The organism is Streptomyces hokutonensis, from assembly GCF_000376565.1.
GTDB classification, from domain to species: domain Bacteria; phylum Actinomycetota; class Actinomycetes; order Streptomycetales; family Streptomycetaceae; genus Streptomyces; species Streptomyces hokutonensis.
In genome coordinates this window covers 23915-50460 of record NZ_BARG01000050.1, presented here as the reverse complement: position 1 = coordinate 50460, position 26546 = coordinate 23915, and the positions used below count along the sequence as shown (strand labels likewise).

The 26546-nt window shown below is 72.3% G+C and carries 20 protein-coding genes; 7 read left to right on the top strand and 13 right to left on the bottom strand.

The window, feature by feature from the left end:
* Window positions 1-37: 37 nt before the first annotated feature.
* The 3 genes from SSP08S_RS30590 to SSP08S_RS30580 form a co-directional block, all read right to left on the bottom strand.
* Complete coding sequence (locus SSP08S_RS30590; RefSeq protein WP_026178966.1) at window positions 38-1279, bottom strand: DUF5919 domain-containing protein; 1242 nt, start codon at window positions 1277-1279, stop codon at window positions 38-40.
* Window positions 1280-1383: 104 nt separating this feature from the next.
* A complete protein-coding gene (locus SSP08S_RS30585) occupies window positions 1384-2700 on the bottom strand; it encodes a copper amine oxidase (RefSeq protein ID WP_019071463.1) in 1317 nt (438 codons plus the stop codon).
* Window positions 2701-2792: 92 nt separating this feature from the next.
* Window positions 2793-3599, bottom strand: coding sequence for a hypothetical protein (locus SSP08S_RS30580; protein WP_026178965.1), 807 nt, complete (start codon window positions 3597-3599; stop codon window positions 2793-2795).
* A gap of 198 nt (window positions 3600-3797) precedes the next feature.
* Here SSP08S_RS30580 and glgX point away from each other — a divergent pair, with 198 nt between their 5' ends.
* Together glgX and treY are read left to right on the top strand one after the other, a co-directional pair.
* Complete coding sequence (gene glgX, locus SSP08S_RS30575) at window positions 3798-5915, top strand: glycogen debranching protein GlgX (RefSeq protein WP_019071461.1); 2118 nt, start codon at window positions 3798-3800, stop codon at window positions 5913-5915.
* 74 nt (window positions 5916-5989) lie between these two features.
* Window positions 5990-8338: a malto-oligosyltrehalose synthase gene (gene treY / locus SSP08S_RS30570; RefSeq protein ID WP_043259792.1), complete on the top strand. Its 2349-nt coding sequence runs from the start codon at window positions 5990-5992 to the stop codon at window positions 8336-8338.
* On the opposite strand, the gene SSP08S_RS30565 is transcribed toward treY, so the two are convergent.
* Window positions 8335-9426 carry a cytochrome P450 gene (locus SSP08S_RS30565; RefSeq protein WP_019071459.1) on the bottom strand — a complete coding sequence of 364 codons (1092 nt, stop codon included), beginning with the start codon at window positions 9424-9426 and terminating at the stop codon, window positions 8335-8337. The two genes, treY and SSP08S_RS30565, sit on opposite strands and share 4 nt — an antisense overlap.
* A 493-nt stretch (window positions 9427-9919) precedes the next feature.
* Here SSP08S_RS30565 and SSP08S_RS30560 point away from each other — a divergent pair, with 493 nt between their 5' ends.
* On the top strand, window positions 9920-11212 hold the full coding sequence (locus tag SSP08S_RS30560; protein ID WP_051106012.1) for a M14 family zinc carboxypeptidase: 1293 nt from the start codon (window positions 9920-9922) through the stop codon (window positions 11210-11212).
* Window positions 11213-11227: 15 nt separating this feature from the next.
* On the opposite strand, the gene SSP08S_RS30555 is transcribed toward SSP08S_RS30560, so the two are convergent.
* The 3 genes from SSP08S_RS30555 to SSP08S_RS30545 all read right to left on the bottom strand — a co-directional run bounded on the left by SSP08S_RS30555 (window position 11228) and on the right by SSP08S_RS30545 (window position 13932).
* On the bottom strand, window positions 11228-11647 hold the full coding sequence (locus tag SSP08S_RS30555) for an SSI family serine proteinase inhibitor (protein WP_019071457.1): 420 nt from the start codon (window positions 11645-11647) through the stop codon (window positions 11228-11230).
* Entirely contained in the window at window positions 11644-13239 is a 1596-nt protein-coding gene (locus SSP08S_RS30550; protein ID WP_245607984.1) for a M14 family zinc carboxypeptidase, read from the bottom strand. Before SSP08S_RS30550 ends, SSP08S_RS30555 begins: the two co-directional genes overlap by 4 nt.
* Window positions 13240-13380: 141 nt before the next feature.
* A complete protein-coding gene (locus SSP08S_RS30545; protein WP_019071455.1) occupies window positions 13381-13932 on the bottom strand; it encodes an FHA domain-containing protein in 552 nt (183 codons plus the stop codon).
* Window positions 13933-14105: 173 nt separating this feature from the next.
* On the opposite strand from SSP08S_RS30545, the gene treZ reads away from it, so the two are divergent.
* Window positions 14106-15854, top strand: coding sequence for a malto-oligosyltrehalose trehalohydrolase (gene treZ / locus SSP08S_RS30540; protein WP_019071454.1), 1749 nt, complete (start codon window positions 14106-14108; stop codon window positions 15852-15854).
* Between the two features lie 59 nt (window positions 15855-15913).
* Here treZ and SSP08S_RS30535 read toward each other — a convergent pair whose 3' ends face one another.
* The 4 genes from SSP08S_RS30535 to SSP08S_RS30520 all read right to left on the bottom strand — a co-directional run bounded on the left by SSP08S_RS30535 (window position 15914) and on the right by SSP08S_RS30520 (window position 19772).
* Window positions 15914-16852: a phosphotransferase family protein gene (locus SSP08S_RS30535; protein ID WP_019071453.1), complete on the bottom strand. Its 939-nt coding sequence runs from the start codon at window positions 16850-16852 to the stop codon at window positions 15914-15916.
* A 44-nt stretch (window positions 16853-16896) separates the two neighbouring features.
* Window positions 16897-18024: an aminopeptidase P family protein gene (locus SSP08S_RS30530; protein ID WP_019071452.1), complete on the bottom strand. Its 1128-nt coding sequence runs from the start codon at window positions 18022-18024 to the stop codon at window positions 16897-16899.
* A 126-nt stretch (window positions 18025-18150) separates the two neighbouring features.
* On the bottom strand, window positions 18151-18771 hold the full coding sequence (locus SSP08S_RS30525; protein ID WP_019071451.1) for a PDZ domain-containing protein: 621 nt from the start codon (window positions 18769-18771) through the stop codon (window positions 18151-18153).
* Window positions 18772-18893: 122 nt separating this feature from the next.
* Window positions 18894-19772, bottom strand: coding sequence for a LysR family transcriptional regulator (locus SSP08S_RS30520; protein WP_043259795.1), 879 nt, complete (start codon window positions 19770-19772; stop codon window positions 18894-18896).
* Between the two features lie 95 nt (window positions 19773-19867).
* On the opposite strand from SSP08S_RS30520, the gene SSP08S_RS30515 reads away from it, so the two are divergent.
* Window positions 19868-20611 (top strand): CTP synthase C-terminal region-related (seleno)protein, encoded by a 744-nt coding sequence (locus tag SSP08S_RS30515; RefSeq protein ID WP_019071449.1) that lies wholly within the window; start codon window positions 19868-19870, stop codon window positions 20609-20611.
* An 81-nt stretch (window positions 20612-20692) separates the two neighbouring features.
* Window positions 20693-22225, top strand: a complete 1533-nt coding sequence (locus SSP08S_RS30510) for a hypothetical protein (RefSeq protein ID WP_019071448.1) — start codon at window positions 20693-20695, stop codon at window positions 22223-22225.
* Window positions 22226-22232: 7 nt separating this feature from the next.
* On the opposite strand, the gene cyc2 is transcribed toward SSP08S_RS30510, so the two are convergent.
* A complete protein-coding gene (gene cyc2 / locus SSP08S_RS30505; protein ID WP_019071447.1) occupies window positions 22233-24386 on the bottom strand; it encodes a germacradienol/geosmin synthase Cyc2 in 2154 nt (717 codons plus the stop codon).
* 169 nt (window positions 24387-24555) lie between these two features.
* Here cyc2 and SSP08S_RS30500 point away from each other — a divergent pair, with 169 nt between their 5' ends.
* A complete protein-coding gene (locus tag SSP08S_RS30500) occupies window positions 24556-25800 on the top strand; it encodes an endonuclease/exonuclease/phosphatase family protein (RefSeq protein WP_019071446.1) in 1245 nt (414 codons plus the stop codon).
* Here SSP08S_RS30500 and SSP08S_RS56185 read toward each other — a convergent pair.
* Window positions 25754-26545, bottom strand: a complete 792-nt coding sequence (locus SSP08S_RS56185) for an ABC transporter ATP-binding protein (RefSeq protein ID WP_019071445.1) — start codon at window positions 26543-26545, stop codon at window positions 25754-25756. The genes SSP08S_RS30500 and SSP08S_RS56185 overlap by 47 nt on opposite strands.
* Between the last annotated feature and the right edge of the window lies 1 nt (window position 26546).

Below are 26546 nucleotides of genomic sequence, written 5' to 3'. Positions count from 1 at the left end.
CCGCGTTCCGCTTACCGCCGGACCGGCCTCGGACAGGTCAGGACACCGGTCGCGAATCAGCCCACATCTGCTCGAACTCATCGCGATAGGTGGGGAAAAGACCGATGTCGTCCATTTCGTCCGACTTGACGAGTCGGCTTCCGTTTCGCAGTACCAGCACCGGCGCCTCCATGCCTCGGCTGCGGCGCAGATAGGACTGCACGACGGCTATGCCGTCCGTGCCGTCGCCGTCGACGAGGTACGCCGTGAAGCGGGGCGTCTCGTCGAAGACCTGGATCTCGAAGGCCGCCGGGTCGCGCAGCCGGGAGCGCACCCGGCGCATGTGCAGGATGTTCATCTCGACGGCGCGGCTCAACTCGCCCCGTTTTATGCCGAGTTCACGCTCGCGCCGCTTCACCGCGCTGGAGGCCGGGTTGAGGAACAGCAGCCGTACCCGGCAGCCCGACTCGGCGAGGCGGACCAGCCGCCGGCCGGAGAAGTTCTGTACGAGGAGGTTGAGGCCGATGCCGATGGCGTCGACGCGGCGGGCTCCGCCGAAGATGTCCTCGGCCGGGAACTGGCGCATCAGCCGCACCCGGTCGGGGTGGACGGCGACCACGTCGGCGAAGCGGTCGCCGATCAGCTCCTCGACCGCGTCGACGGGAAGCCGTCGGGCCGAGGGCACGTCGCTGCCGGCGCCGAGGGTCTCCAGGAGTTTCGCGGAGGCCCGCTCGGCCTGGTTGAGGACGGCCTCGGACAGGGCACGGTTGCGGGAGACGACATTGCGGGTCACCTCCAGTTCGTCCAGGGCGAGTTCGACGTCGCGGCGCTCGTCGAAGTACGGCTCGAAGCACGGCCAGTGCTGCACCATCAGCTCGCGCAGCTGCGGCAGGGTCAGGAAGCTGAGGACGTTGTCGTCGGCCGGGTCGAGCAAGTAGCCCTTGCGGCGGCTGACTTCGCGGACGGCGACCGCGCGCTGCACCCACTCCTGGCCGGCCGGACCGGCCGCGGCGACGACCCATTCGTCGCCGTGGACGGGTTCGTAGATGGGACGCAGGACGGCCGCTACGACGGCCCGCAGCCGCTGTTCGACCAGGTTCAGCCAGATGTAGGCGCGGCCGGCTCGCTGGGCGCGCGTACGCACCTCGCGCCAGGCGTCGGCGTCCCAGTCCAACTCCGGCCCAATGGAACCAGCCGCGTCCATCGGACGTGCCAGGGACACCGCGCCGGGCGGGACTTCTGCGGAGTTCCCCTCGTGACTCTCGTCACCAGGGGGCAACTCCAGCCCTCCCGAGCCCACCCGTGCACCGCCTTCCGCTCCCCCGAGCTCTCCCCAGTCTCAACGATCAAGGAAGGGTACTCCGGGACCGGTCGGCGGTGCAGCCGGATGGACAGGGTCGTTTCTCAACTTCCGCCGTTCACATTGCCGTTCTGGTCGGCGAGGGCGGCGGGAGTGAGCGGATTCATAGCGGTGACGTCGCGCGGGGCGATCGAGAATCCCTGCCAGTGGACCGGCATCGGCTGCTGGTCCTCGTCGCGGGCGATGTGGTGGAAGCCGACGTTCACCCAGACCACGGGCTGGGTGAGGGTCTGGCCGTTGACCCACTTGTCGACCTGCTTCGGGTGCCCCGCACCGCAGTTGGGCAGGTTGTCGCTGGCGAACTGCTCGCACTTGTTGTACTGGGTGAAGTACACGTCGTGCTGGGTGAAGCTGCGGCCCGGGTACTTGGTGGTGGGGCCGGGGACTATCTCGTAGGACCGGGCGTGGTTGTCCTTGTTCTTGCCGGTCGCGCTGACGATGCGCCACCAGCGCATGTTCTTGGCGTCGCCCGCGAGTTCCTTGGTGACCTTGGTCAACGTGGTCTTGTTCGTGGGGGTGTTGGCGCCGTGCGTGGTGACCGCGGAGTCGTACTGCTCGACGCGGCCCTTGGAGGAGCCGTCGAGGGCGAAGTCCAACTTCCAGAAGACATCGTGCTGGTGGCTCGTCGCGTACGCCGTGGCGCCCTTGCCGAGCGGCCAGCCGCGGCCGTCGCCCGCGTCGTAGTCGTAGGGCGAAAGGCTACCGGTGGCACCGACGTTCATGTTGATGGTGCCGTCGTCCTGGAAGCGCCACTCGGTGATGTACTCGTACCAGCCGACCTGGTTGACCGTGTAGACGAGGAAGTCCTTGCCCTGGGTCTGGAAGACCTTGTTGGCGCTGTCGCCCTGCATGCGGAAGGCGTGGCCGCGCGAACGGGTCGTCGTACAGAGGCCCTTGACGTTCGGGTGGTCCGGGTCGATGGCGTCGGGGACCTTGACGGTCTTGATGGTGCCGCCGGGACACTCGCCGGGCTGCATGTTCATCAGGCCGGTGCCGAAGCCGTACTGCGTGAGGTCGCTGTACTCGTTCTTGCCGTCGTCGTACGGGACATGGATCTGGGCGAGCTTCGCGTCGGCGAGCACCTTGATGGGGGCGGCCTCGCCGGGCGGCTGGTAGGAGATGTTCTCCAGGACGAGACCGGCCTCGCGCTCGTAGTGCCAGCACATCCGCCAGGTGGTGCCGGTGGAGAGCTTCTGCTCGATGGTGTAGGCGGCGCTGCAGCCGGGTGCGGCGGCGCTCGGGGCCGCCTTCGGCTGGGCGACGGCCGGGCCCGCGCCCGCGGTGGCTCCGGCGGCCAGGGCGGCCACCGTGAGGGCCACGGCCCCCCGACTGCGGGCACGGCTGATTCTGTTGACGCGCATGAAGAAGTGACTCCCTTACAGGAGAAGCAAGTTGGGACAGTGAACGAAGAAGGGCGCGATCCACGCGGGTCGGTGCGGACGGCGCGATCGGCTCAGCCGGTGAGCTTGCCGACCTTGCGGGCGCTCAGGTCGATGACGAAGTCACGGGCGTCGATCCACGGCCCGTTCTTGACCTTCGGGAACAGCCGCACGCAGCGGTGCGTGCCGCACTGGTCGAGGACGCCGGACTGCCGTCCCGGAGTGGCCTTGTAGATCATGGCGGTCAGCAACAGCTGGTCCGGTGAGGTGAGTTCGTTGCCGGTGGCGTCCTTGTAGTCGGCCTTCAGGCCCGCGCCGAGGGGGTCCGCGAGGAGCAGTTCGGCCGCCTCGACGTCCTCGGCGTGGCTCGCCGGCGGCTGAACCCCGTGTTGGGTGCCGGTCTGTTCGACCTTGCCGGTGTCCAGGTTGACCGTCTTGGTGACGACCGTGTCGTCCTTGTAGTCGTAGAACGTCACGTCCGCGCGGCGCGGCGCGTTCGGGTTGTCCAGCTCGTCGGGGTTCGGGTCGGCGAGTTCGACGTCGAGGCGCTGCGGTCCGCGCTTTCCGTCCACGTTCTCACTGGAGTTGAGGAACTGCTGGTTCACCGCGAGCTGTTCGACCCGCTTGGTCTCGTCGTCGGTGAGCGGGTCGCGGCCTTTGCCCTTCTCGCCCTCGGCCGGAGCCTGTTGGACCACACCGGGTGCCGCACCCAGCCCGTCCGCCGCCTGTTGGGCGGACCCTGCGGCCTTTCCGGTCCCCCCGGACTCGTCGGCCCCCGCCGTGCCCGGCAGGGTGACGGCGACCATTACGGCGGTCCCGGCGACCGCTATGGCCGTACCCGCCACCACTTTGCCCAGGTGGCGGTGCACTGTCCTTCGCACATCTCCCCCTACTCCCCCTGGGTCCATCCCCGGACCTCTGGGAGTGGTGTCTGTCCCACTTGGTTCCGCATACGGCATACGTCGTATGCACTGGTCATTTGGTAAGAGGGATGTAAGTCATAGGTGGTTCCCTCACTTTCGGGGAGACTCAGGGGCAAGGCGCCCCGGTGGCGGGGCCCGGCTGAAAGAGTCGTGACCATGCAGGTCTGGCCTGGAGAGGCGTATCCACTCGGTGCCACGTACGACGGCGCCGGCACCAACTTCGCGGTCTTCACCGAGGCCGCGGACCGAGTAGAGCTGTGTCTGCTGCACGACGACGGCTCGGAGACGGCGGTGGAACTGCGGGAGAGCGACGCGTTCGTGCGGCACGCGTACGTGCCGGGCGTCATGCCCGGACAGCGCTACGGCTTCCGCGCGCACGGCCCGTACGCCCCCGAGCGCGGCCAGCGGTGCAACTCCGCGAAGCTGCTGCTCGACCCGTACGCGAAGGCGGTCAGCGGATCGATCGCCTGGGGCGAGGAGGTGTACGGCTACCACTTCGACGCCCCCGACAAGCGCAACGACCTGGACTCGGCCCCGCACACGATGTCGTCGGTCGTGGTCAACCCGTACTTCGACTGGGGCGACGACCGGCGGCCCCGGCGCGGCTACCACGAGACGGTGCTCTACGAGGCCCACGTCAAGGGCCTGACCATGCTCCACCCGGGGCTGCCGGACGAGCTGCGCGGCACGTACGCGGCGCTCGCGCACCCGGCGGTGATCGAGCACCTGGTGGAGCTCGGGGTGACCGCCCTGGAGCTGATGCCGGTGCACCAGTTCGTGAACGACCACCGGCTGGTCGACATGGGGCTGAACAACTACTGGGGCTACAACACGATCGGTTTCTTCGCCCCGCACAACGCGTACGCCTCCTGGGGCGACCGCGGCCAGCAGGTCCTGGAGTTCAAGTCGGCGGTACGGGCGCTGCACGAGGCCGGTATCGAGGTCATCCTGGACGTCGTCTACAACCACACCGCCGAGGGCAACCACCTGGGCCCGACGCTGTCCTTCAGGGGCCTCGACAACCCGTCCTACTACCGGCTCGCGGACGACCCCCGCTACTACATGGACACCACGGGGACGGGCAACTCGCTGCTCATGCGGTCCCCGCACGTGCTCCAGCTGATCATGGACTCGCTGCGCTACTGGGTCACCGAGATGCATGTCGACGGCTTCCGCTTCGACCTCGCGGCCACCCTGGCACGGCAGTTCCACGAAGTGGACCGGCTGTCGTCGTTCTTCGACCTCGTCCAGCAGGACCCGGTGGTCTCCCAGGTGAAGCTGATCGCGGAGCCCTGGGACGTCGGCGAGGGCGGCTACCAGGTGGGCAACTTCCCGCCGCTGTGGACCGAGTGGAACGGCAAGTACCGCGACACCGTGCGGGACCTGTGGCGGGGCGAGGGACGGGCGCTCGCGGAGTTCGCGTCCCGGCTCACCGGCTCCTCCGACCTCTACCAGGACGACGGCCGTCGCCCCCTGGCCTCCATCAACTTCGTGACCTGCCACGACGGGTTCACGCTCAACGACCTGGTGTCGTACAACGACAAGCGCAACCAGGCCAACGGCGAGGACAACCGCGACGGCGAGAGCCACAACCGGTCCTGGAACTGCGGTGCCGAGGGCGAGACCGACGACCCGGCCGTCCTGGAGCTGCGCGCCCGCCAGATGCGCAACTTCGTCGCGACGCTGATGCTGTCCCAGGGTGTGCCGATGGTCAGCCACGGGGATGAGTTCGCGCGCACCCAGAGGGGCAACAACAACGCCTACTGCCAGGACAGCGAGCTGGCCTGGGTGAACTGGCCCGAGGAGGACGCCGAGCCGTCCCCGTTGCTGGCCTTCACGCGCGCGTTGGTGTGGCTGCGCAAGGAGCATCCCGTGTTCCGGCGCCGGCGCTTCTTCCACGGGCGGCCCGTGGAGGGCACCCACGACGAGCTGTCGGACATCGCATGGTTCACCCCTGAGGGCAAGGAGATGGCCCAGCGGGACTGGGACTCGGCGCAGGCGTCCGCGCTGTCGGTGTTCCTGAACGGCAACGCCATCTCGGAGCCCGGACAGCGCGGGGAGCGCATCGCCGACGACTCCTTCCTGATGATGTTCAACGCCTCGCCCAAGACGCTCGACTTCGTGGTGCCGGTCAATCACGGCCGCCAGTGGGAGGTGATCGTGGACACCGGCCGCCCTGAGGGCGTGCCGGCGGGCACGGGCGCGAAGGTGAAGGCCGGGGACCGGCTGACCCTGCTGGACCGCAGCATGACGGTGCTGCAACGGCCCACCTAGGAGGGCGCCCGGTCCGTGGACCGGATGCCGGGGTCGATGACACGAAGGGCGGCCGGGCGGGTACACAGGTCTGCATGACACCTGAACGACCCGACCCGGCAGTGCCCACGGCCACCTACCGGCTGCAGCTGCAGCCCGAGTTCCCGTTCGCGGCGGCCGCGGCGGCCGTGCCGTACCTGGCGTCGCTCGGCGTCTCGCACCTGCACCTCTCCCCCGTCCTCGAGTCCGTCCCGGGCTCGACGCACGGCTACGACGTCGTCGACCACGCGCGCGTGCGGGACGAACTCGGCGGCGAGGACGGTCTGCGGGCCCTCGCGCGTACCGCGCGGGAGCACGGTCTCGGTCTGGTCATGGACATCGTGCCGAACCACATGGCCATGGCCCCGCGCCACAACCACGCCCTGTGGGAGGTGCTCCGGGAGGGCCCCAAGTCGCCGTACGCGCGGTGGTTCGACATCGACTGGGAGGCCCAGGGCGGGCGAATGCTGCTGCCGGTGCTGGGCGGACCGGTCGGCTCGGAGATCGATCACCTGGAGGTCGACGGTGACGTGCTGCGCTACTACGACCATGTGTTCCCGCTGCGTGCGGGCACCGGGGAGCTGCCGTTGCCGCGGCTCCTGGACGCGCAGTGGTACCGCCTCGGGTGGTGGCGGCTGGCCCGCACCGAGCTCAACTACCGGCGCTTCTTCAGCATTTCGGAGCTGATCGGGGTGCGCGTGGAGGACCCGGAGGTCTTCGACGCCACGCACGGCAAGATCCTTCAGCTGCTGCGCGAGGGTGTCGTGGACGGGCTGCGCGTCGACCACCCGGACGGCCTCGCCGACCCCGACGACTACCTCCGGCGGCTGCACGAGGCGACCGGGGGCCGCTGGACGGTCGTCGAGAAGATCCTCGCGGACGGGGAGCAACTGCCGGCGTCCTGGCCCGTCGCGGGCACCACCGGCTACGACGCCCTCAGGCACGTCGACGGGCTGTTCACGGACCCGGCGGGGGCCGGGGAACTCCTGGGCCAGTACCGGAGGTTCGCGGCCCCGCAGCCCGACCGCGGCGGGCACTGGGAGGCGACGGTGCGACGGGCCGCGTACAAGGTGCTCACGCACGAGCTGAACGCCGAGATGGACCGGCTGACCCGGGTCGCGAGCCGGCTGTGCGGCGCGGCCCCGGAGCCCGCGTTGCGCGACCGGGCCCCCTGGGCGCTGCGGACCGCGCTGGTGGAGCTCATGGTGCGCATGGAGGTCTACCGGCCCTACACCTCGGGCGACACCGCGGCCGTCGTCACCGAGGAGGCCGCCGCCGAGGCCCGGCAGGCGTTCGCCGTCGCGGAGGAGGCGGGCGCCGTCGACGTCGTACGGGAGCTGCTGCTGGGGCGGTACGGGGACGGGCCCGAGGAGGTCGAGTTCCGGGTCCGGTTCGCGCAGACGGCGTCCGCGCTGCGGGCCAAGTCCGTGGAGGACACGGCCTTCTACCGCTATGTGCCGCTGCTCTCGGCGACCGAGGTGGGCGGCGACCCGGGCAGCCCGGCGGTGTCCCCGGAGGACTTCCACGCGTACTGCGCGCGTGTGCAGCGCGACTGGCCCGTGGCGGGCACCGTGCTGTCGACCCACGACACCAAGCGCAGCGCCGACGTACGGGCCGCGCTGGTCGTGCTCACCGAGGTGCCGCAGGGCTGGGCGGACGTGCTGACCGAGGTGACCCGTACCGGTGACGGTGTGCCGGACGCACAACTGGCGTGGGCGGCCTGGCAGACCGTGTTCGGGCTGGGTCCGGCGGACGCGGAGCGGGTCCAGGGGGCCCTGTTGAAGCATGTGCGGGAGGCGGGTCTGCACACGAGCTGGACCGAGCAGCAGCCGTCGTACGAGGAGGCGGTGGCGGCGTTCGTCGCGGCGGGCCCGTGCGGGCCGCCCGGTGAGCGCGTGGCCGCGTTCCGGGAGGCTCTGGAGCCGCACATCCGGGCGAACGTGCTGGGCGCCGCGCTGCTCCAGCTGACGATGCCGGGCGTGCCGGACCTGTATCAGGGCACCGAGGCCGAGTACCTGGCCCTGGTCGACCCCGACAACCGGCGGCCCGTGCCGTTCCCGCCCCCGGAGCCGGGTGCCAAGGGCGCGGTGACGGCCGCCGCGCTGCGGCTGCGGGCGCGGCGTCCCGAGGCCTTCGGCGACGCGGCGACGTACGCCCCGCTGGCGGCTCAGGGCCCGGCGGCGGCGCACTGTGTGGCGTTCGCCCGCTCGGGGGCCGCGGTCACGGCCGTGACCCGGCTGTCGTCGCGCCTCGCGGAGGCGGGCGGCTGGCGCGACACGGTGCTCCCGCTGCCGCCGGGCCGGTGGGCCGATGTGCTCGCTCCGGAGCGGCGGTTCACGGGGCACGCACGCGTGGCGGAGCTTTTCGAGCTGTCGCCGGTCGTGCTGCTGGAGATCTCGGACTAGGTCCGCACCCGGAGGGTCCGGGGCGAGCGGCGGACCAGGTCGTCGGGCACGTGCGGGGCGCCCGGTGCGCGGCGCAGGCCCGGCAGGGCGGTCAGGAGGGCCCGCAGTCCGTGTTCGGCCGTGAGACGGGCCAGCAGGGCTTCGGGACCGGTGCCGTGGGCGAGCGGTCCGGGGTCGGTGCGGAAGGCGTCGTAGCGGTCCGGGTCGGTGAAGCGTTCCGGGTCGCGGCCCGCGGCGCCGAGCAGACAGGCGACGGTGGCTCCGGCGGGTATCGGGCCGACGGGCGCGGCGGCCCGGCGCAGCACGATGTGCAGCGGCGGATCACGGCGCAGGGACTCCGCCCAGGCACCCGGCGTGAGGTCGGGGCGGGCGCGCAGCACGTCCAACTGCCGTGGATGGTCGAGGAGGTTGGCGAGGAACGACGCGAGCGCCCGCGCGGTGCTCTCGCCGGCCGCGCCGAGCAGCGTGCCCACCAGCCCGGTGACGGTGTCGTCCGAGAGCGGTCCGCCGTCACTCCGCGCGGTGCACAGCACGGACAACAGGTCACCGCCCGGGTGGGCGCGGCGCCGGGCCGTCAACGGGCGCAGAAACGCGCCCAGTTCGGAGCGGCGGAGCCCCGTGCGGCACCAGCGGTGCACCCGCGCGGTCTCCTCGTACGGCAGCCCGAGCGCGGCCACGGCCGTGGCGGTGGGCAGCCAGTCGCAGAACTCGGCCACCAGGTCGGCGTCCTCGCGCGCGGCGAGGCGGCGGGCGAGGACGTGGGCGCTGCGCTCGACGGCTGCGGTCAGAGCGGCCAGCGCGGGCCCGTGCAGAGCCCGTTCCAGGAGCCGTCCCGCCTCGGGTGCGGCCGGGTGCCCGTCACCGGGCACGGCGACGAGCCGCGGGTCGGCGAGGGCCGCGCGGACATCGTCGTAGCGGCTGAGGAGCCAGGCTCCGAACGGCTCGTCGTACACGAGCGGATAGTGCGTGCGGAGGGTGCGGTAGAGCCGGTACGGGTCCTGTACGGCCGTCCGGAGGCTCGGCGGTCCCGGTGGGCGGGGCGGGGCGCCCGCGGTCCGGGGGACGGTCACGTCCGTGAGACACAGCACCGCCGTCCGCTCCCGTGGTCGCAGCTGCGCCCCACGCCGTCCAGGAGGCGTGCGGCCGGTCGTCCGCGTCCTGCGCGCACGCGGCTGCCCCCAGCCGACCACCGCACCGCGCGGACCGCAGCTCCCGTACGGCCGGTCGAGTGAGGCGGCCGCGCTCGTGCCGTACGGCGTGCGGCAGGTCCCCGGCCACCGGCTCGCGCCCGCGTACGGACCCGGGGCGCGGGTCGGGCGGCGGGCGTGCGGTGGCGGGCCGGGAGGGCGGTGTCCGTGGTGCGGGGGCACGCGCGTGTGCAGGACGACGACGTCACCGGGGGTGAGCGCGGGCGCCCGGGAAGCCCCCTGGAAATCCCCGGCCCCCTGCTGGCACCAACGCGCCTACCGGCTGCCGGTAAATGCCCCTGGGCGCCCCCTGGAGCCTCCCCCGCGGTCTTCTTGACAGTTCACAGAGGCCATGAAGTACTGCGGTTGCGAAGCCGGGGCGGAGTAGTCGGGGGTGAGTCTCCTGCCGGAGTTGCGATACCCCAGTGTGGCCGAACTGGTCTCGGCGGCCAGGGCGTTGGCCGCTCACCGGCCGGCCCTCTGCAACCTGCGCCAAGTAGGTGTCTCCCGCGCGGGCAGACCACTTCATCTGCTGTCCGTGGGGCACGCCCGGCGCGCCGTCCTGGTGGTCGCCGGCGCCCACGCCAACGAGCCGACCGGCGGCTCCACACTCCTCGCGCTCGCCGAACGCGTGGTCCGCGAAAGGGAGTTGAGGTCGGACACCTCCTGGCACTTCCTGCTCTGCGCGGACCCGGACGGGGCGAGCCTGCACGTCACACCGGCGCCGCGCAGCCTGTTCGACTACCACCTCGGCTTCTTCCGCCCGGCGGGCCCGGAGCAGCCCGAGTGGTCGCCCTCCGTACTGCCGCCCGATCGACTGCCCCCGGAGACACGGGCCTTGACCCGGGTGATCGACGAACTGCGGCCCTATCTCCAGGTGACCCTGCACGGCACCGATCTGGGCGGCAGCTGGGTGCAGCTGACGAAGGACATCCCGGGGCTCGCCGAACCGTTCGCCAAGTCGGCGGCGGAGCTGCACATCCCGGTGGAGACGGGCGCCTCGGACGCGGCCGGATGGCCCGCCTCGGGGCCCGGGGTGCATGTGATGCCGGCGCCCGGTTCGGACGCGGCCTACCCGAGCATGCCGGACGACGCCCGGCACAGCACCTGGTACCACGCGCACCGCTACGGCGGCCTGACCGCGGTCGTGGAGGTCCCGATGTGGGCCAGCGACCTGGTGGACGACCCGGCACCGCATCCCGCCCCGGCGGCGGCGTTACGGCGCCTGGCGCGCCGGCTGGTCCGGGACGGGCGGGAGGTGGAGCGGGTGCTCGCCGAGGCGCTGCCGCGGCTCCAGGGCGTCGACGGACCGCTGCTGCGGGCCGCCAAGTGGGCGCTGGAGCTGGTGCCCGGCCTGGCCGCGGACTGGACGCACACCTCGCCGGCCGACACCACGATGGCGTACGTCGGCAGTGTGGACGCGTTCGGGCGGCGGCTGCCGTTACGGGCGGCGGCGATGCTGCTGCGGGTGCTGCGGGAGACCGACGACCGCGCGGCGCCCCTCCTGGAGCATCTCGTCGCGTCCTGGAGCGACGCCTTCGCGGAGCGCTTCCGCGCCCGCTGGGTGCCGTTGGAGCACCAGGTGGAGCACCAGTCCCGCACAGTCGTGGCGGCGGCGCTGTACGCGCGCGAGCAGGCGGGGGAGATCGGCGAGGCCCCACACGCGCGTGCCCGACGTTCGGCCTGACCCCGCCCGCGCCGCTCAGCCGTCCAGCGCGAAGACGTCTCCCGTCCGCGCCGCCAGGACGCACCGGTTCGAGAAGGTCCTCGTGTAGTCGACCTGACGGCCCTTCCACTCCCCGCGCGCGTGGGCGGTGACCGGGGCGTAGACCATCGGGCAGAACACGCCGGCGGCCGGGATGGCGTCGATGTCCCCGCCCGCCGCGGCCAGTTCGGCGCAGGCCTCGGCCGCGCGGGCGTGGCCCTGGGGCGGGTCGCACAGGAGCAGGGTTCCGCGTGTGTCACTGGACCGGCTGTCGCCGCGGGTGACGGTGAGGTAGAGCCAGTCGCCCTGGAGGCCGTGCCGGGGCGCCGCCTGGGCGGGTGCCTGGCCGGCGGCGAGGAGCAGGGCCACTGCCAGGAGGGCACCCCGGAGGGTGGTCGTTCGGGAGGTGTACGTCATTCCAGATGCATCGGCACCGTCGCCTCGGTACCCCAGCCCGGCTCACCCGTACGGGAGCGTACGGGCGTGTGCCGCCTGGCCAGTTCGAACGCGCTGAGCACCACGCGCGACTGGTACTCGACCTGGCGTGCGACGGAGATCCAGCGCGCCCCGAAGCCGTCCCGGTAGTCGGCGCACCACTCGTCGATGAGCCGGTCCAGCTCCGGCAGCACACCGGCCGGATCGCTCCCGGAGGCGACGACGAGCTGGTACAGCAGCCCGGCCGTACGCAGCGCGAGACGCCGGCCCGCGATGCGCAGAGCCGCGAGATGCGCGGTGTTGAGCGGCGGCAGCGGGCGCGCGGCGCTGGTGTCGACATCGGGGTCCCACGCGTCGGCGAGCCCCGGGCACACCAGTAAGTAGTCGTCGACCGGCGCGAGCAGCCGCGCGGCGTCGGGCACGAGAAGGGTTCGGGGCAGCACTCCGGGGGTGGCCGTCGGCACGGGAGCGGGTCGGCCGACGTCGTGGCGGGGACGGCTGTCGGCCGTGTTCCCGGCCGGCGGTCCCACCGCGCCGGCTCCCGGCCGGGCGGCCGACAGCGGCCCGCCGTTGCGGGAGAGCGTCCCCGGCTCCGTGGCGCCCGCCGCGCCCTGCACGAACGGCCGTATCCGCGCGAGGAGTTGCTCCAGGATGCGGGTGTCGTGGCGCAGGGTGTGACTCACGGTGCGCAGGACCGCGTCCGCGTCGGCGGGCGGGCTGCCGTCCTCGACGCCGGCCACGCCCCACATCGGCGCCTCGACGACCGCGGTGACGGTGCCGTGCCGGTGCGGGTGGAACCAGGTCGACTCGACGGCGGCCTCGGTGATGGCGGCGGCCAGATCACCCCGGCGCGGGGGCGGGATGCGGTAGACGGCGGGGCCGATGCTGGGCCAGTACAGGGTGTCGTACGGCCCGAGTTCGCGCGGGATGCCGAGGCGGGCCGCGGTGTGCGCGACGCGCTGGGCGAGGCCGGGGAGGTCGCGGGTCAGCTCGACGAAGCCGCCGCCCACGTCGACGCCGTGCAGGGAGCACTGGAGGAAGGGCCGCAGTTCGTCCTGGACCTCCAACAGGGCGCGGGTTTCCGGGAGTCGGGCCCCGGCCGCGCCGTCCGGCAGCCACTCGGGCTGTTCCAGGAAGCCGGGCCGGAAGAAGTTCCGGAAGTACCGGCCGAGGCTGTAGGGGCCGGGCAGCCAGCCCTCGTTGCGGCGCGAGCCGTCGGGGTCGAGGGACAGCAGCAGGTTCCAGGTGGCGTCGGCGCCCTCGCTCAACCGGGGGTCGGCGAGGACCCGTTCGGCCAGGCGCAGCACCGTCGCGCCGCCCACGGGCTCGTTGGCGTGCGGTCCGGCGACCACGAGGGCGTGGCGGCTGCCGTGGCCCACGGAGAGCAGCCACAGGGGCGTACCGGCGCGGGAGGTCCCGACACGGCGCAGCCGGGCGTCCCGGGGGCGGCGGGCGACGAGCGCGGCGGCCTGGGCCCCCAGCTCGTCGACGGACGGGTAGCGGAGGAGTGGTGGCAGGGCACACCTCCACGAAAGTGGTGCCGTCGGTTCACCTGATGTGCATGGTGTACGCACAGTCAGTCACGACCCGGGGGGTACGTCAACACCGCCGTACGCAAAGGGATTTCACGCACACCCAAGATCGCCACATCGGGTAAAGCCCAGGCCAGAGGTGAGGTGGGGCTGAGTTCGGGCCGGGTCCGAAGTCGGTCCGGCTCAGTTCACGGCGAGCCGGAACGCCATCCGTCCGAAGCCGATCTGATCGCCCTCGCGGACGACGGCCGCGCCGATCACCCGACGGCCGTTGACCGTGGTGCCGTTGGTCGAACCGAGGTCGCGCAGCACCCACATGCCGCCCTGGCGGCTGAGTTCGGCGTGCACCCGGGACACCGTCTCGTGGGTCAGCCGCAGCCCGTTGGCGGGGTCGCGGCCGATGCGCAGCGGGTGTCCGTTGCCCGGGTGGGGCAGCAGCAGCTTGGGGAGCCGCTCGGCCTGCCAGGCCCTGCGCAGCCGTACCGTGAACCCGGAGACGGCCTCCACGGTGCCGAACAGGGCGCGCGAGAGGCGGCTTTCGGTGGGCAGGTCGGCGGTGAGCGCCACGAGTTCCTCGGACCGGCGGGCGGCGAGCGCCAGCTCCATGCGCCGGATGAACGTGTCGTGCGAGAGCCGTCCCATGGCGACGCCGTCATGGAGAACCTTGAGCGCCTTGTCGCGCTCCGCGTCGGACAGCCGCGCGGGGTACGTGTGGAACTCGAAGGACGACGTCACGCTCGTGATTGTCGGGCAGTGAACCCCGGGTGTCCAGAAGACGCGGAAACGGCCCGCACGCGCGCGAAGATGACGACACCTGCGCCAAAGGGATGGATTCAAAAGCGGATTGATCTCGTTTGAAGCACGATGGACGGGCTACATCCCGGTGAGCAGACGAAGGGGAACCGTCCGTGCAGTTCGAGGTGTGGGCACCAGAGGCAGACCGTGTGACGCTCCATTACGAGGGCGCCACGCGCGCGTTGGAACGCGATCCCGAGCGCGTGGGGTGGTGGAGCGGCGAGGCGGAGGCGGGCGACGGCACGCGGTACGGGTTCGCGGTCGACGACGGCCCGCCGCTGCCCGACCCGCGCTCGCGCCGCCAGCCGGACGGCCCGGACGGCCTGAGCGCCGTCGTCGAGCACGAGCGGTACGCGTGGCGCACCGCCGCGTGGCCGGGGCGCCCGCTGCCGGGCGCTGTGCTCTACGAGCTGCACGTCGGCACGTACACGCCCGAGGGCACCCTGGACGCGGCGGCCGACCGGCTCGGTCATCTCGCCGAACTGGGCGTCACCCACGTCGAGTTGATGCCCCTGTGCCCGTTCCCCGGCCGGCACGGCTGGGGTTACGAGGGTGTCTCCCTGTGGGCCGTGCACGAGCCCTACGGCGGCCCCGAGGGGCTGAAGCGCTTCGTCGACCGGGCCCACGAGCTCGGTCTGGGCGTCGTGCTCGACGTGGTGCACAACCACCTCGGCCCGTCCGGGAATTACCTGCCCGCGTTCGGCCCGTACTTCACGGACACGCACCAGACCCCGTGGGGCAGCGCCGTGAACCTGGACGCGCCCGGCTCCGACGAGGTGCGTGCCTTCCTCCTGGGGAGCGCGCTGGCGTGGCTGCGGGACTACCGGATCGACGGGCTGCGGCTGGACGCGGTGCACGCGCTGCAGGACACGCGCGCGTGCCACTTCCTGGAGGAACTGTCCGCCGCCGTCGACGCGTTGGCCGCCGAGACGGGCCGGCCGCTCTTCCTGGTCGCCGAGTCCGACCTGAACGACCCACGCGTGGTCACCCCCCGCGCGGAGGGCGGTCTCGGGCTGCACGCGCAGTGGAACGACGACTTCCACCACTCTCTGCACACCGCGCTGACCGGTGAATCGCAGGGCTACTACGGGGACTTCGCCCGGGCCCCGCTCTCGGCGGTCGCCAAGACGCTCACGGGCGGCTTCTTCCACGACGGCACCTATTCGAGCTTCCGCAACCGGCACCACGGCCGCCCCCTGGACCGCGCGCGCGTGGCCGCCCACCGGCTGCTCGGCTACAGCCAGACCCACGACCAGATCGGCAACCGCGCCCAGGGGGACCGCCTTTCGGCGACCCTCTCCCCCGGCCTGCTGGCCTGCGCCGCGGCGCTGACGCTCACCGGTCCCTTCACACCGATGCTGTTCATGGGCGAGGAATGGGCGGCCGGCACACCCTGGCAGTTCTTCACCGACCACACCGACCCGGACCTCGCGGACGCCGTACGGCGGGGCAGGCGGCGGGAGTTCGCGGCACACGGCTGGGCCGAGGAGGACGTACCCGACCCGCAGGACCCGGCGACCCGCGACCGCTCCTGCCTGGACTGGTCGGAACCGGAGCGCGATCCCCACACGCGCGTGCTGGCCTGGTACCGCCGCCTCATCGCCCTCCGGCACGAGCAGCCCGACCTCACCGACCCCGACCTGAGCGACACCAAGGTGGCCTACGACGAGGACGCCCGCTGGCTCGCCCTCCGACGCGGCGACGTACGCGTCGCCGTGAACCTCGGCAAGGAACCGGCCGCGATCCCCCTGGGCACCCGCCCGGCGGAGATCCTGGCGGCCTGGGAGCCGGTGGAGGTGCCGGGGGTGGACGGGTTGCTTCGGGTGCCCGGGGAGTCGTGCGTGGTGCTGGTGCAGGCGTAAGCGCTTGCGCAAAGGCTTGCGCAAGCGTTTACGCATACGCTTGCGTAGACGTTTGCGCGCTACAGCTCCCCGTCCCCGTCCCGCAGTTCCGTCACCCGTTCCAGCAGAATCGCCTCCCAGGTGTGGCGCAGTTGGGCCCTGAGGAGGGGAAGGGGTCCGGTGTCGCGGCCATCGAGCTGCGCCGCGAGGCGGACGACCGTGTCGCAGCGGGCGAGCCACAGGCCGCGCAGGCAGGGGCGGGCGCCGTAGCCGGCGAGCGTGGCGGCGCGTACGGCCGCGGGGGCGCCGACGGCCAGCGCGAGCCCGGCGATGTCCTCGGCGGGGTCGCCGAGGGCCGCGTCGGTCCAGTCCAGGACGCCGCGCACCCGGCCGTCGGCGCTCACCACGAGGTGCTCGCCCTTGAGGTCGTGGTGGACGAGGACCGCCGTGGCGGACTGCGCGGCGAGCTGGACCGCGCCGGGCTGGGTGAGCTGGTGGAGGCGGGCGGCGTCGAACTCGTCGGCGGCGGCCAGCCGTTCGGCCGCCTGCTCGGCGGCACGGCGCAGGGCCTCCAGGGAGCGCGGGGCGGTACGCGGGACACCGAGGGCCTCGGCCTGCCGGACGGGCACCTCCCGCAGCCCGGAGAGCAGCCCCGCGAGATCGGCCTCGCCGACCGCGGAGACGTCCTGGTCCTCGCCGGACCGGCCGGGCACCTTGGTGTCCAGCGTGTAGGTGAGCCCGGGCGCCCACTCGCCGTGCGCCACGCTCGCCGGAACGGCGACGGGCAGGTACGGCCGGACGAGGTCGCGCAGGCGCAGTTCGCGGCGCTGCCGCAGGGTGGCCTCGCGGTTCGGAGCTAGGCGCAGCACATGGCGGGTGCCGACCCACCAGGTGGAGTGCTCACCGCCCTCGGCGACGGGCCGGACCTCGGGGCCCGTGCTGTCGGCCGCACTGTCCTTGAGCAGGGAACGGACCAGTTGTCGGACGGTGTCCGCGGTGGGTGTCGGTGCCTGGGTCATGGTCGCGCCGTCGCCGTTCGGGGTGTCGGGGCTCCTGGTCGTCGTCAGTCCACCAGGGCCATCTCGCGGGCCGTGTTGTTGAGCCGTCGACCGCCGTCCTCGGTCACCGTGACGATGTCCTCGATGCGTACCCCGAAGCGGCCGGGCAGATAGATGCCGGGCTCCACGGAGAAGCACATCCCGGGCACGAGGGGCTGTTCCTCGCCCTCGATCATGTACGGCGGTTCGTGCGTGGTGACGCCGATGCCGTGGCCGGTGCGGTGGATGAAGTAGGGGCCGTACCCGGCGTCGTCGATGACCGCGCGGGCGGCCCGGTCGACCTCCTGGCAGGCGACTCCGGGGCGCACCGCGCGGAAACCGGCCTCCTGGGCCTCGCGGACGAGGTCGTGGACACGCTGTTCCTCGCCGTCGGGTTCGCCGACGTGGACCGTGCGCGAGGTGTCGGAGCCGTAGCCGTCCTTGAGGCCGCCGAAGTCGAGGACGATCATGTCGCCCCGCTGGATGACACGGTCGCCCACCTCGTGGTGCGGGTTGGCTCCGTTGGGGCCCGAGGCGACGATGGTGAAGTCGACCTGGGAGTGCCCGAACTGCCGTAGCAGATCGGCCAGATCGGCGCCGACGTCGGACTCGCGGCGGCCGGCGAAGGGAACCTTGCGGATCTCCTCGTACGCCGCGTCGGCAGCCGCTCCGGCGGCTGCCATGAGCCGCAGTTCGGCCGCGTCCTTCACGGCCCGCAGCATCGGCAGCGCGTCGGTGAGGGAGGCGTAGGTGGTGTCGGGCAGCGTCTTCTGGAGTGCCAGCAGGTGCATCGCCCAGGCGTTGTCGCTGATGCCGAAGCGGCCTGTCGCGTCGAGCAGCGCCGCGGTGGCCGCGTAGGGGTCCTTGCCGTCGGTCCAGTCGCGCAGGGTGAGGGCGTCGGCGCCCGGTGCCTTGGCGGCGTCGGGGGCCTCCAGGGTGGGGACGACGAGGACCGGGGAGCGTCCGGGGGCCAGGACGAGGACGGTGAGCCGTTCGGTGATCGCGGTGGGCGCGTAGCCGGTGAGCCACACCAGGTCCGGTCCCGGAGCGACCAGCAGCCCCGCGAGCCCGGCATCGGCGGCGGCCCGCGCGGCGCGGTCCATACGGGCCCGGTAGTCGGCGGAGGTGAAGGGCGCGGGCGTGCTACCGGTCATTCAGGCCTCCGAGAACGGGCGAAAGGTGGCTACGGGCAGCATCCTGCCCGCACCCGGAGGCCCACGCGAGCCGATCGACGGGAACGGTGCGCCTGCGGCCCGTGCGCTCCCCGGCTCGCGCGCGCTTCAGACGACGAAGCCGGGGACCACGGTGAACTGCTGGAAGCCGCCGCTGCGGTGGCGCACCGTGACGGTGACCCCCTTCCCCGGGTGGGCGCGGGCGACGGCGCGGGCGAGGTCGGCCGCCGAGTCGACGCGGGCACCGCCGAACGTGAGCAGTACGTCGCCGCGGACCAGGCCCGCCGTGTACCCGGGGCCGGGCAGATGGACGCCGACGATCAGGGCGCCGGTCCGCTCGGCGTCCACGGCCTCCACGCCGAGCGTCGCGCCGGCCGACGTGGCGGCCGACGCGGCGGAGTCGGCGGACGTGGGCGACGGCGTCGGGCTCGCGGCGGACGAGGTCCGGTCGGCGGGGGTGCCCGGGGTGGCCGTCCGCGCGGGCTGCCGGGCCGCCGCCCGGCGCTGCATGTCGGCGAGTTTGCTCATGCCGATCACGGTGGCGCCGACCGTGCCGAGTCCGACCCCCGAGAGCACCAGGACGGTCCCGACGAACACGCTGAACAGCAGGGTGATGAGCCGTCGGCCGCGGCGCCGCGCGGCGTGCGGGCGCCGGGTGGTGCCGGGCTTGGTGCCGTCGCCGGGCTCCTGGCCGGGCATCGGCTTGAAACGCAACGCAGTCTGTTCCATGGATCGCCTCCGGCAGATGCTCTACCCGGCGCACCGGCGCCCGACGTGCCACGAACGAGTGAGACTGACCGACGGTCAGGAGAGGGAAGCCGGCCGTGCGTGCAGCACGCGCGCGTGGTGCCTCACTCCCGTTGCCCTTCCCGTTCCACCAGCCGTCCCGCCAACCGCGCCGCCGCCCCGCGCGGCGCACCCCGGTAGACGAGTTCCGTACGGTGCACGACCCGTGGTTCGGTGAGCGGGACGGCGACCGCGCCCGGTACCCCGGTGGCCGCCGAGCGGGGCAGCAGGGTCAGGCCGTGGCCCGCGGCGGCGAGGGCCGTGAGGACGCGGACGTCGGTGCCGTCGTAGCGCAGGGCGGGGCGGAAGGCGCCGCCGCCGTTCGCCGCGCGGAGGCGCGAGAGGGGCACGCCCGCGTCGGGGGCGTCGAGCCAGCGGGCGGCGGCGAGGTCACCGAGGCGCAGGGCGGAGCGGCCGGCCAGAGGATGTGTGTCCGGGACGAGGACGCACACGGGCTCCTCGGCGACGCCGTGGGTGGTCAGCGGGGCCACGTCGGGCATCCGTAGCGGGTCGTTGGGGGCCGCGATCCCGTCGACCAGGCCCAGGTCGGCGGTGCCGGTGGCCACGGCGGCCGGGATCTCGTCGCGGGCGAGCACCCGGAGAGTGACTCCCGCGCGCGGGAGGGCGGCCAGGACACATGGTGCGAGCGCGGTGGGCGCGGTGGCGAGGGTCAGCCCGCGCTCGGGTGCGGCGGCCATCCGCACGACGTCCGCGCGGGCCGCGTCCAGGCGCAGCAGCAAAGGGGCGGCGTGTTCGAGGAGCCGCTCACCGGCGGCCGTGGGCGTGACCGGGCGGCGGGTGAGCAGCGGGGCGCCGAGGTCCTGTTCCAGGGCGGCGATGTGCTGGGACACCGCGGACTGGGTGTAGCCCAGCTCGCGCGCGGCCTCCGAGAAGGAGGCGAGCCGGGCCACGGTGACGTAGGTGCGCAGGAGATGCGGGTCCATCCGGACAGGATGCCCGGCCGGCATCAGCTCTGCTTATCGAGGGTGCACAAATCATCGTTGGACGTGAACCCCGGCCTGCGCCCAGGATGAGGGACATGACGAACACCGCAGCTCAGACGGACCGGACCGCCCGTATCGCGCTGGTCGGCGACCGCTCCCCCAACGTCGTCTCGCACACCCGTCTCCCCCTGATCCTGGACGCCCTCGCCGAACGCGACCGGCTCGTCCTCGACGCCTACTGGATCCCTTCCGAGGACGCCGGGGCCGAGGACGCGGTACGCGGCTTCGACGCCGTGTGGGTGGTGCCGGGCAGCCCGTACCGGAGCGAGGCCGGCGTCCTGTCGGCGATCCGCACCGCGCGCGTGGAGGGCATTCCCTTTCTCGGCACCTGCGGCGGCTTCCAGCACGCGCTCCTGGAGTACGCCCGTGACGTGTGCGGGCTGACCCGGGTCGCGCACGCCGAGAACGACCCCGACGCCGAGGACCTCCTCATCGAACCGCTGGCCTGTTCGCTCGTCGGCCACGAGGCTGTGGTCACGATCGACCCGGGCTCGCTCGCCGAGTCGGTGATCGGCTCCGAGCGCACGGTCGAGCGCTACTTCTGCTCCTACGGTCCCTCCCGCCACCTCGACACCCTGCGCGCCCACGGGCTGCGCTTCACCGGTCACGACGAGGACGGCCATGTCCGGATCGCCGAACTCCCCGGCCACCCCTTCTTCCTGGCCACCCTCTTCCAGCCCGAACTCTCCGGCGACGGCACCCGCCCGCACCCGGTGGTCCGCGCCCTGGCCCGGGCCGCGGTCGAACACGCCGCACGGACCGAGGCGTTGACTGCCTGACTGCCCACCGAGAACCGTTCTGACCTGGTGTTTCCGCAGTGGTCCGGCCCGCTGTCAGTGCCGCCTGTTACGTTCTGTGACATGACCGATCACGCCCTGCGGCTGCTCCAGCAGCACGCCCACCTGGCCGAACTGGCCGCGTTCCCCTTCGACTTCGACCTGGACCGGACGGACCACGTCGAGGAGGTCCGGCTGGCCTCGGGCGCCCCGCTGCGGCCGGTCGCCGGTGACGGCGCGGGCGGTACGTACTTCGTGTGCGCGGACGGTTCCGTGCTGTACGCCGACTCCGAGGGCTCTGCCGGGATCATCGGCTCCGGTGTCGACGAGGCGCTGGAGCTCGTGATCGGTCTGCCGGGCTGGCGCGACCATCTGGACCTGTCCCCGTCCGACGGCCCGGAGAAGATCCTGGCGGCGGTCACGGAGACTGAGGACGAGTTCCGCGAGGACTACGGCCTCGACGAGGCGCGGCCCCGACTCCGCGCCGCCCTGGGCCTGTCCGAGCGTTCCCCGGTCGAGCTGATCGGCATGCTGCACGCGGCCCTGCTGCGCACGGAGCCCGACTTCCTGCTCCTGAACGCCGAGGAGGGCGGCGCCTACGCCCTCCTCGACCGGCATCCCCGTCCCCCGCTGTGGGAGCCGGTGCTCGCCCAGGGGCGGGCGGATCTGGCGGCGCTGCGCGGGGGCGACCATACGGCGTGGGACACGGTGGCCGGGGACCCCGTACGGCGTCGACTCGCCCTGCGGGCCGCGCAGTTCGACCGCGCGGACGGCGATCTGGAGCTGCTGCGGCACCTGCTGCGGCGCGAGACGGAGTCGTCGATGACGGACGAACTGCGGCTCGCCGCCGTGCTGGTGGGGCTGCACGGGTATGTCGAGGATCTGCCGCTGCTGAACGAGGTGCGGGAGACGGACTTCGACACCGCGTGCGGGCTGAGCGAGATGCCGAGGCCGGACGCGGACGGAGCAGCCCTCCGGGAGTGGGCCCGGGAGCTCGACGAGTCGCTCTTCGGTACGGACCCCTCCGACGAACCCCCGTCCACCTGGACCGAGTTGGCGGCCGACCAGGGGCTCACCGAGCTGGCCCGGACGGCCCTGATCCGCCGGCTGGACGAGATCGAGATGGACCAGAGCCTGCTGCGACGGCCGGGCACCCCGAAGGCACTGGACCCGTCTCCCCTGCACGGACTGGCCTACGAGTTCGAGCAGTTGGGCGACCGCGTCCAGGCACTGCGCGCCCAGCGCCTCTACGCCGCCCTCCAGCAGACGGCGTGGGACCGCGTCTCGGCCCGGCTGAGGCAGGCCCGCCTGGAGCGGGAGACGGATCAACTCACCGAGGCCGGAGGGACGTTGGCGACCCTCCGGGACACGCTGGCCGACCCCGGGGACGAGTCGCTGAGGCACTGGCAGGGCGTGAACCTCGGCTGTTACATAGCCGAGGAGCACTACGCCCTGACCCGCGCGCTGGCCGACGCGAACCTCCCCGAGGAGGCCCGGGTGACCCTGGCCGCCGCCGACGCGATACTCGGCGAGCTCTCGGGCGCCGGCGCGACGGCCGTACGGGAGCTCGCCGAGGACGTGGCGCAGCGGGTCCGGGACCCCGGGAATCTCGGTTGACGGGTCGTCAGGCGAAGGGCATCGCCGGTACCCGGTCCGGAACGAAGCCGTGCGAACGGCGGGCCAGGTGGGCGGACTTGTAGCGGTCGACCTCGCGATGCCAGTTCAGGATGCCCGCCATCCAGTGCTGGAGGTCGGTCACATAGCCCCGCATGATCTCGCGGGCCTCGTCCGAGAGGTCGAAGTCGTCGTAGACGACGGGCAGTTCGTTCGCGGCGACGTGTTCGAACTGACGCATGCGCTGGGTCATCAGGTCGTGGACGACGCCGAGCGCGGTCGGGTAGTCGATGCCGAAGAAGTTCTGGACGACAAGGATGGCGTTGTGGACCTCACCCTCGTACTCGATCTCCTTCTGGTAGGAGAAGACGTCGTTGATGAGGCAGCCGTAGTCGATGGCCGCGTTCTCCAGGGCGCGGACCGGGCCGGTGCGGTAGACCTCGGGCGGGACCTTCGGGCCGTGGCCCATGCGGCACATGCTGAGGGTGAGGTCGGAGCCGAAGGTGGCGCGGCGCATCTCCAGGTAGTCGACCGGGTCGGGGATGCGGTGCTGGATCTGGTTGGAGAGCTCCCAGACCCAGCTCTCGGTCATCTTGTTGATCGAGTCCTTCAGGGTGTGCCGGTCGTCCACGGGCATCTCGGCGGTGGTGAGGGCCCACAGGTCGATGAGCCCGCGCTCCATGGCGTTGACCGGCACGACGACCGGCGGTCCCTCGACGGGCATGCAGTCGGAGAGGCGGGCCGTGGTGACACGGGCGGCGGCGAGGTCGCCCCGGACGCCGTAGACGAGGGGGTAGTAGTCGTCGCCGTAGGTGCCCCAGGCGAGCCAGCGCGAGCTGAGGTCGAGGGCCTCCTCGGTGGCGTCCGGGTCGATGCCGGCCGCGCAGAGCGGGAGGTCGGCGGCGGCGAGTTTCTCCTCGTCCCAGACGCCCTCCTCCAGCATGCCGACGGAGTGCATCCAGTCGACGAGGCGGTGCCGGGCGCCGTCGAGGTGCGGGCTGAGTTCGACCTGGAACGGCATGTAGAAGTCGGGGAGTTGGGAGGGCCCGACCTTCTGGAAGGGGACGTGGGTGTAGGCGCGCAGCCGTTCGGCGCCGGCGGAGGCGAGCAGGGCGCCGATGTCGGCGGCGGAGGTGCCGAGGCCGGTCGGGCCGTTCAGCGGCGAGTTGTCGAGGGCGCCTTCGTTCATGTAGCGGCTGGAGCGCAGGTGCCACTCGTGGCCGCCGGACTGCCAGTCCTGGAGGCCCTGGGTGTAGGCGGCGACCGCGCGGACCTCGTCCGGGGTGAGCCCGTTCTCCAGGGCCACGGCGGGCACTTCGGTGAACGCGGTGTGCTCGAACTGGTGGAGCCGGGAGGTGAGGACGTCGTTGACGGTGTCGGCGGCCTCCTGGGTGGTGCAGCCGAAGAAGGTCTCCAGGACGAGCACGCCGTTGCTGTTCTCCCCCTCCTCCTCGACCTCCCGCTGGTAGGAGAAGAGGTCGTTGCGCAGGTGGACGCCGTCGGAGAACGTCTCCATCAGCACCCGCAGCGGCCTCGACCCGGCGACGGACGCGGGCACTTCGGCGGTCGCGTACTCCACCAGACCCGCCGACCAGGGTGCGCCGCCGACCTTGCGGCGCATCTCGATGTACTCGACGGGGTTGGCGATCCGTCCCTCGTTGATGTTGGACAGCTCCCACAGGGACTCGTTGAGGAGGTGCTCGGTGGCGACGGCGAAGCGGCGGCGCCAGTCGACGGACATCGACGGCACCGTGCGCGCCCACAGGTCGGCGAGCCCCGCCTCGACCGGATTCTCCGGCTCCGGTACGGGAGTTGCCAGGTCCAGCGGCATGAACAGCGGCAGCCGGTCCAGGTAGGCCTTGCCGCCGGCGCGGTCCTGGCTGCGCTTGAAGATCTCCAGGAAGTGGTCGTCGAAGAAGAAGACCCACACGTACCAGTCGGTGATCAGCGACAGGGCGGGCCCGTCGCAGTCGGGGTGGGTGTAGGCGCAGAGCAGGCCGTAGTCGTGCGCGTCGAGGTCGGCCTGCTCCCAGATCCCGGAGCCCTCCAGCATGCCCATCTCGCGCGCCCACGCCGAGGAGTGGGCGCGGGCCTCCTCCAGATGCGGGTTGAGGCGCGCGGGATACGGCATGTAGAAGTGCGGGAGTTCGAACGGCTGGGTCATGGCCGGGGCCCTACCCGCGCCTCTCAACGGCCATCCCGGGCAAGGGACATGATCACACCATCGCGTGAATCGGCGGTGAACCCATGAGTTTCGCCCGCATCTTGTGGCGTTCACTTCTACGCGCGCAGACTACGGGGGTTCACGTGTCCCCTCCCTCACCGGAGTCCCGATGAACCACTCCAGAGCCTTCTCCCGCCGCACCGCGCTCGCCTCCCTGGCCGGGACGGCGCTGGCCGGCACCGCCGCGTTCCCGGCGTCGGCGGCCGGGCGGTACGGGTCCGGGCGGACCGTGCGGTTCGCCACGTTCAACGCCTCGCTGAACCGGGCCACGCAGGGCGCGCTGGTCACGGACCTGTCGACACCCGACAACGTCCAGGCGCGCAATGTCGCCGAGACGATCCAGCGGGTGAACCCGGACATCCTGCTGATCAACGAGTTCGACTACGTCGAGGGCGGCACGGCGGTCCGGCTGTTCCTCGACAACTACCTGTCCCGGGGCCACAACGGCGCCCGCCCGATCCACTTCCCGTACCACTTCACCGGCCCGGTGAACACGGGCGTGCCGTCCGGTGTGGACCTCGACGGCAAGAACGGCGCGGTGACGACGCCGGGTTCCGACGCGTACGGGCAGGACGCGTTCGGCTACGGCTTCTTCCCTGGGCAGTACGGCATGGTCGTCCTCTCCAAGTTCCCGATCGACACCCGCGCGGTGCGCACCTTCCAGCACTTCCTGTGGAAGGACATGCCGGGCAACGTGATTCCGCCGGGCTACTACAGCGACGCGGCCCGCGCGATCTTCCGGCTCTCCTCCAAGAGCCACTGGGACGTGCCGGTCCGGCTCGGCCACGAGACCGTGCACTTCCTGGTCTCGCACCCGACGCCGCCCACCTTCGACGGCCCGGAGGACCGCAACGGCCGCCGCAACCACGACGAGATCCGGCTGTGGGCCGACTACATCGGCGGCCACGCGCGCAGCGCCTATCTCTACGACGACAAGGGCGTCCGGGGCGGACTGCGGCCCGGCGCGCGGTTCGTGATCGCGGGCGACCAGAACGCAGATCCGTACGACGGCGACAGCTACGACCACGCCGTACGGCAGTTCCTCGACCACCCGGCGATCAACCTGCCCGCCAAGCCGCCCGCCAGCGCGGGCGGGGTCGAGGCGGCGAAGCTCCAGGGCGGCGCCAACGTCGGCCAGATCGGCAACCCCGCCTACGACACGGGCGACTTCAGCGACACGGCCCCGGGCAATCTGCGCGTGGACCACGTCCTGCCGTCCAAGGGTCTGGTCCCGGGCCGCAACGGCGTGTTCTGGCCGACCTCCGACGACCCGCTGTACCGGCTGGTCGGCGACGGCAGAACGGTCGTCACGTCCGACCACCGGATGGTGTGGCAGGACGTACGGCTGGGCTAGGCGTGCGCACCGCGCGGCCCACCCGGGTGCGCAGCGCCACGAACTCCGGCAGCCCCCGTGTGCCGATCTGGTCGCGGGGACAAGGGAGTTCGACCGGCAGGTCCAGCGCCACCCTCGCGCCGGGGCCCGGGGTGAGGACGACGACGCGGTCGCCGACGTAAACGCTTTCGTCAATGTCGTGGGTGACGAAGACGATCGTCGTTCCGTCCGTGCGGTGCACCTCCAGAAGGAGGTCCTCCAGGTCCTCGCGGGTCTGGGCGTCGAGGGAGCCGAAGGGTTCGTCCATCAGCAGCAAAGAGGGACGACAGACCAGGGCGCGGGCGATGGCCACGCGCTGCTGCATGCCGCCGGAGAGCTGCCAGGGGTGGCGGCGGGCGGCGCCGGTCAGGCCGACGCGGTCCAGGATGCGTTCCGCCTCGGCGCGCCGCTCGGCCCGGCGCAGACCCTGGCGGCGCAGGGGCAGGGCGACGTTGTCGCGGACGGTGAGCCAGGGCAGCAGCGAGCGGCCGTAGTCCTGGAAGACGACGGCCAGGCGGTCGGGGACGCCGGTGACCGGTGTGCCGTCGATCGTGATCGTGCCCTCGCGCGCGGGCAGCAGCCCGGCGACGGTGCGCAGCAGGGTGGACTTGCCGCAGCCCGACGGGCCCACCACGCACAGGAGTTGGCCGTCCGGCACGGTCAGGGTGATGTTGCGCAGGACGGGCTGGTCGCCGTAGTGCTGGCTCAGGGAGTCGAGGCGGAGCATC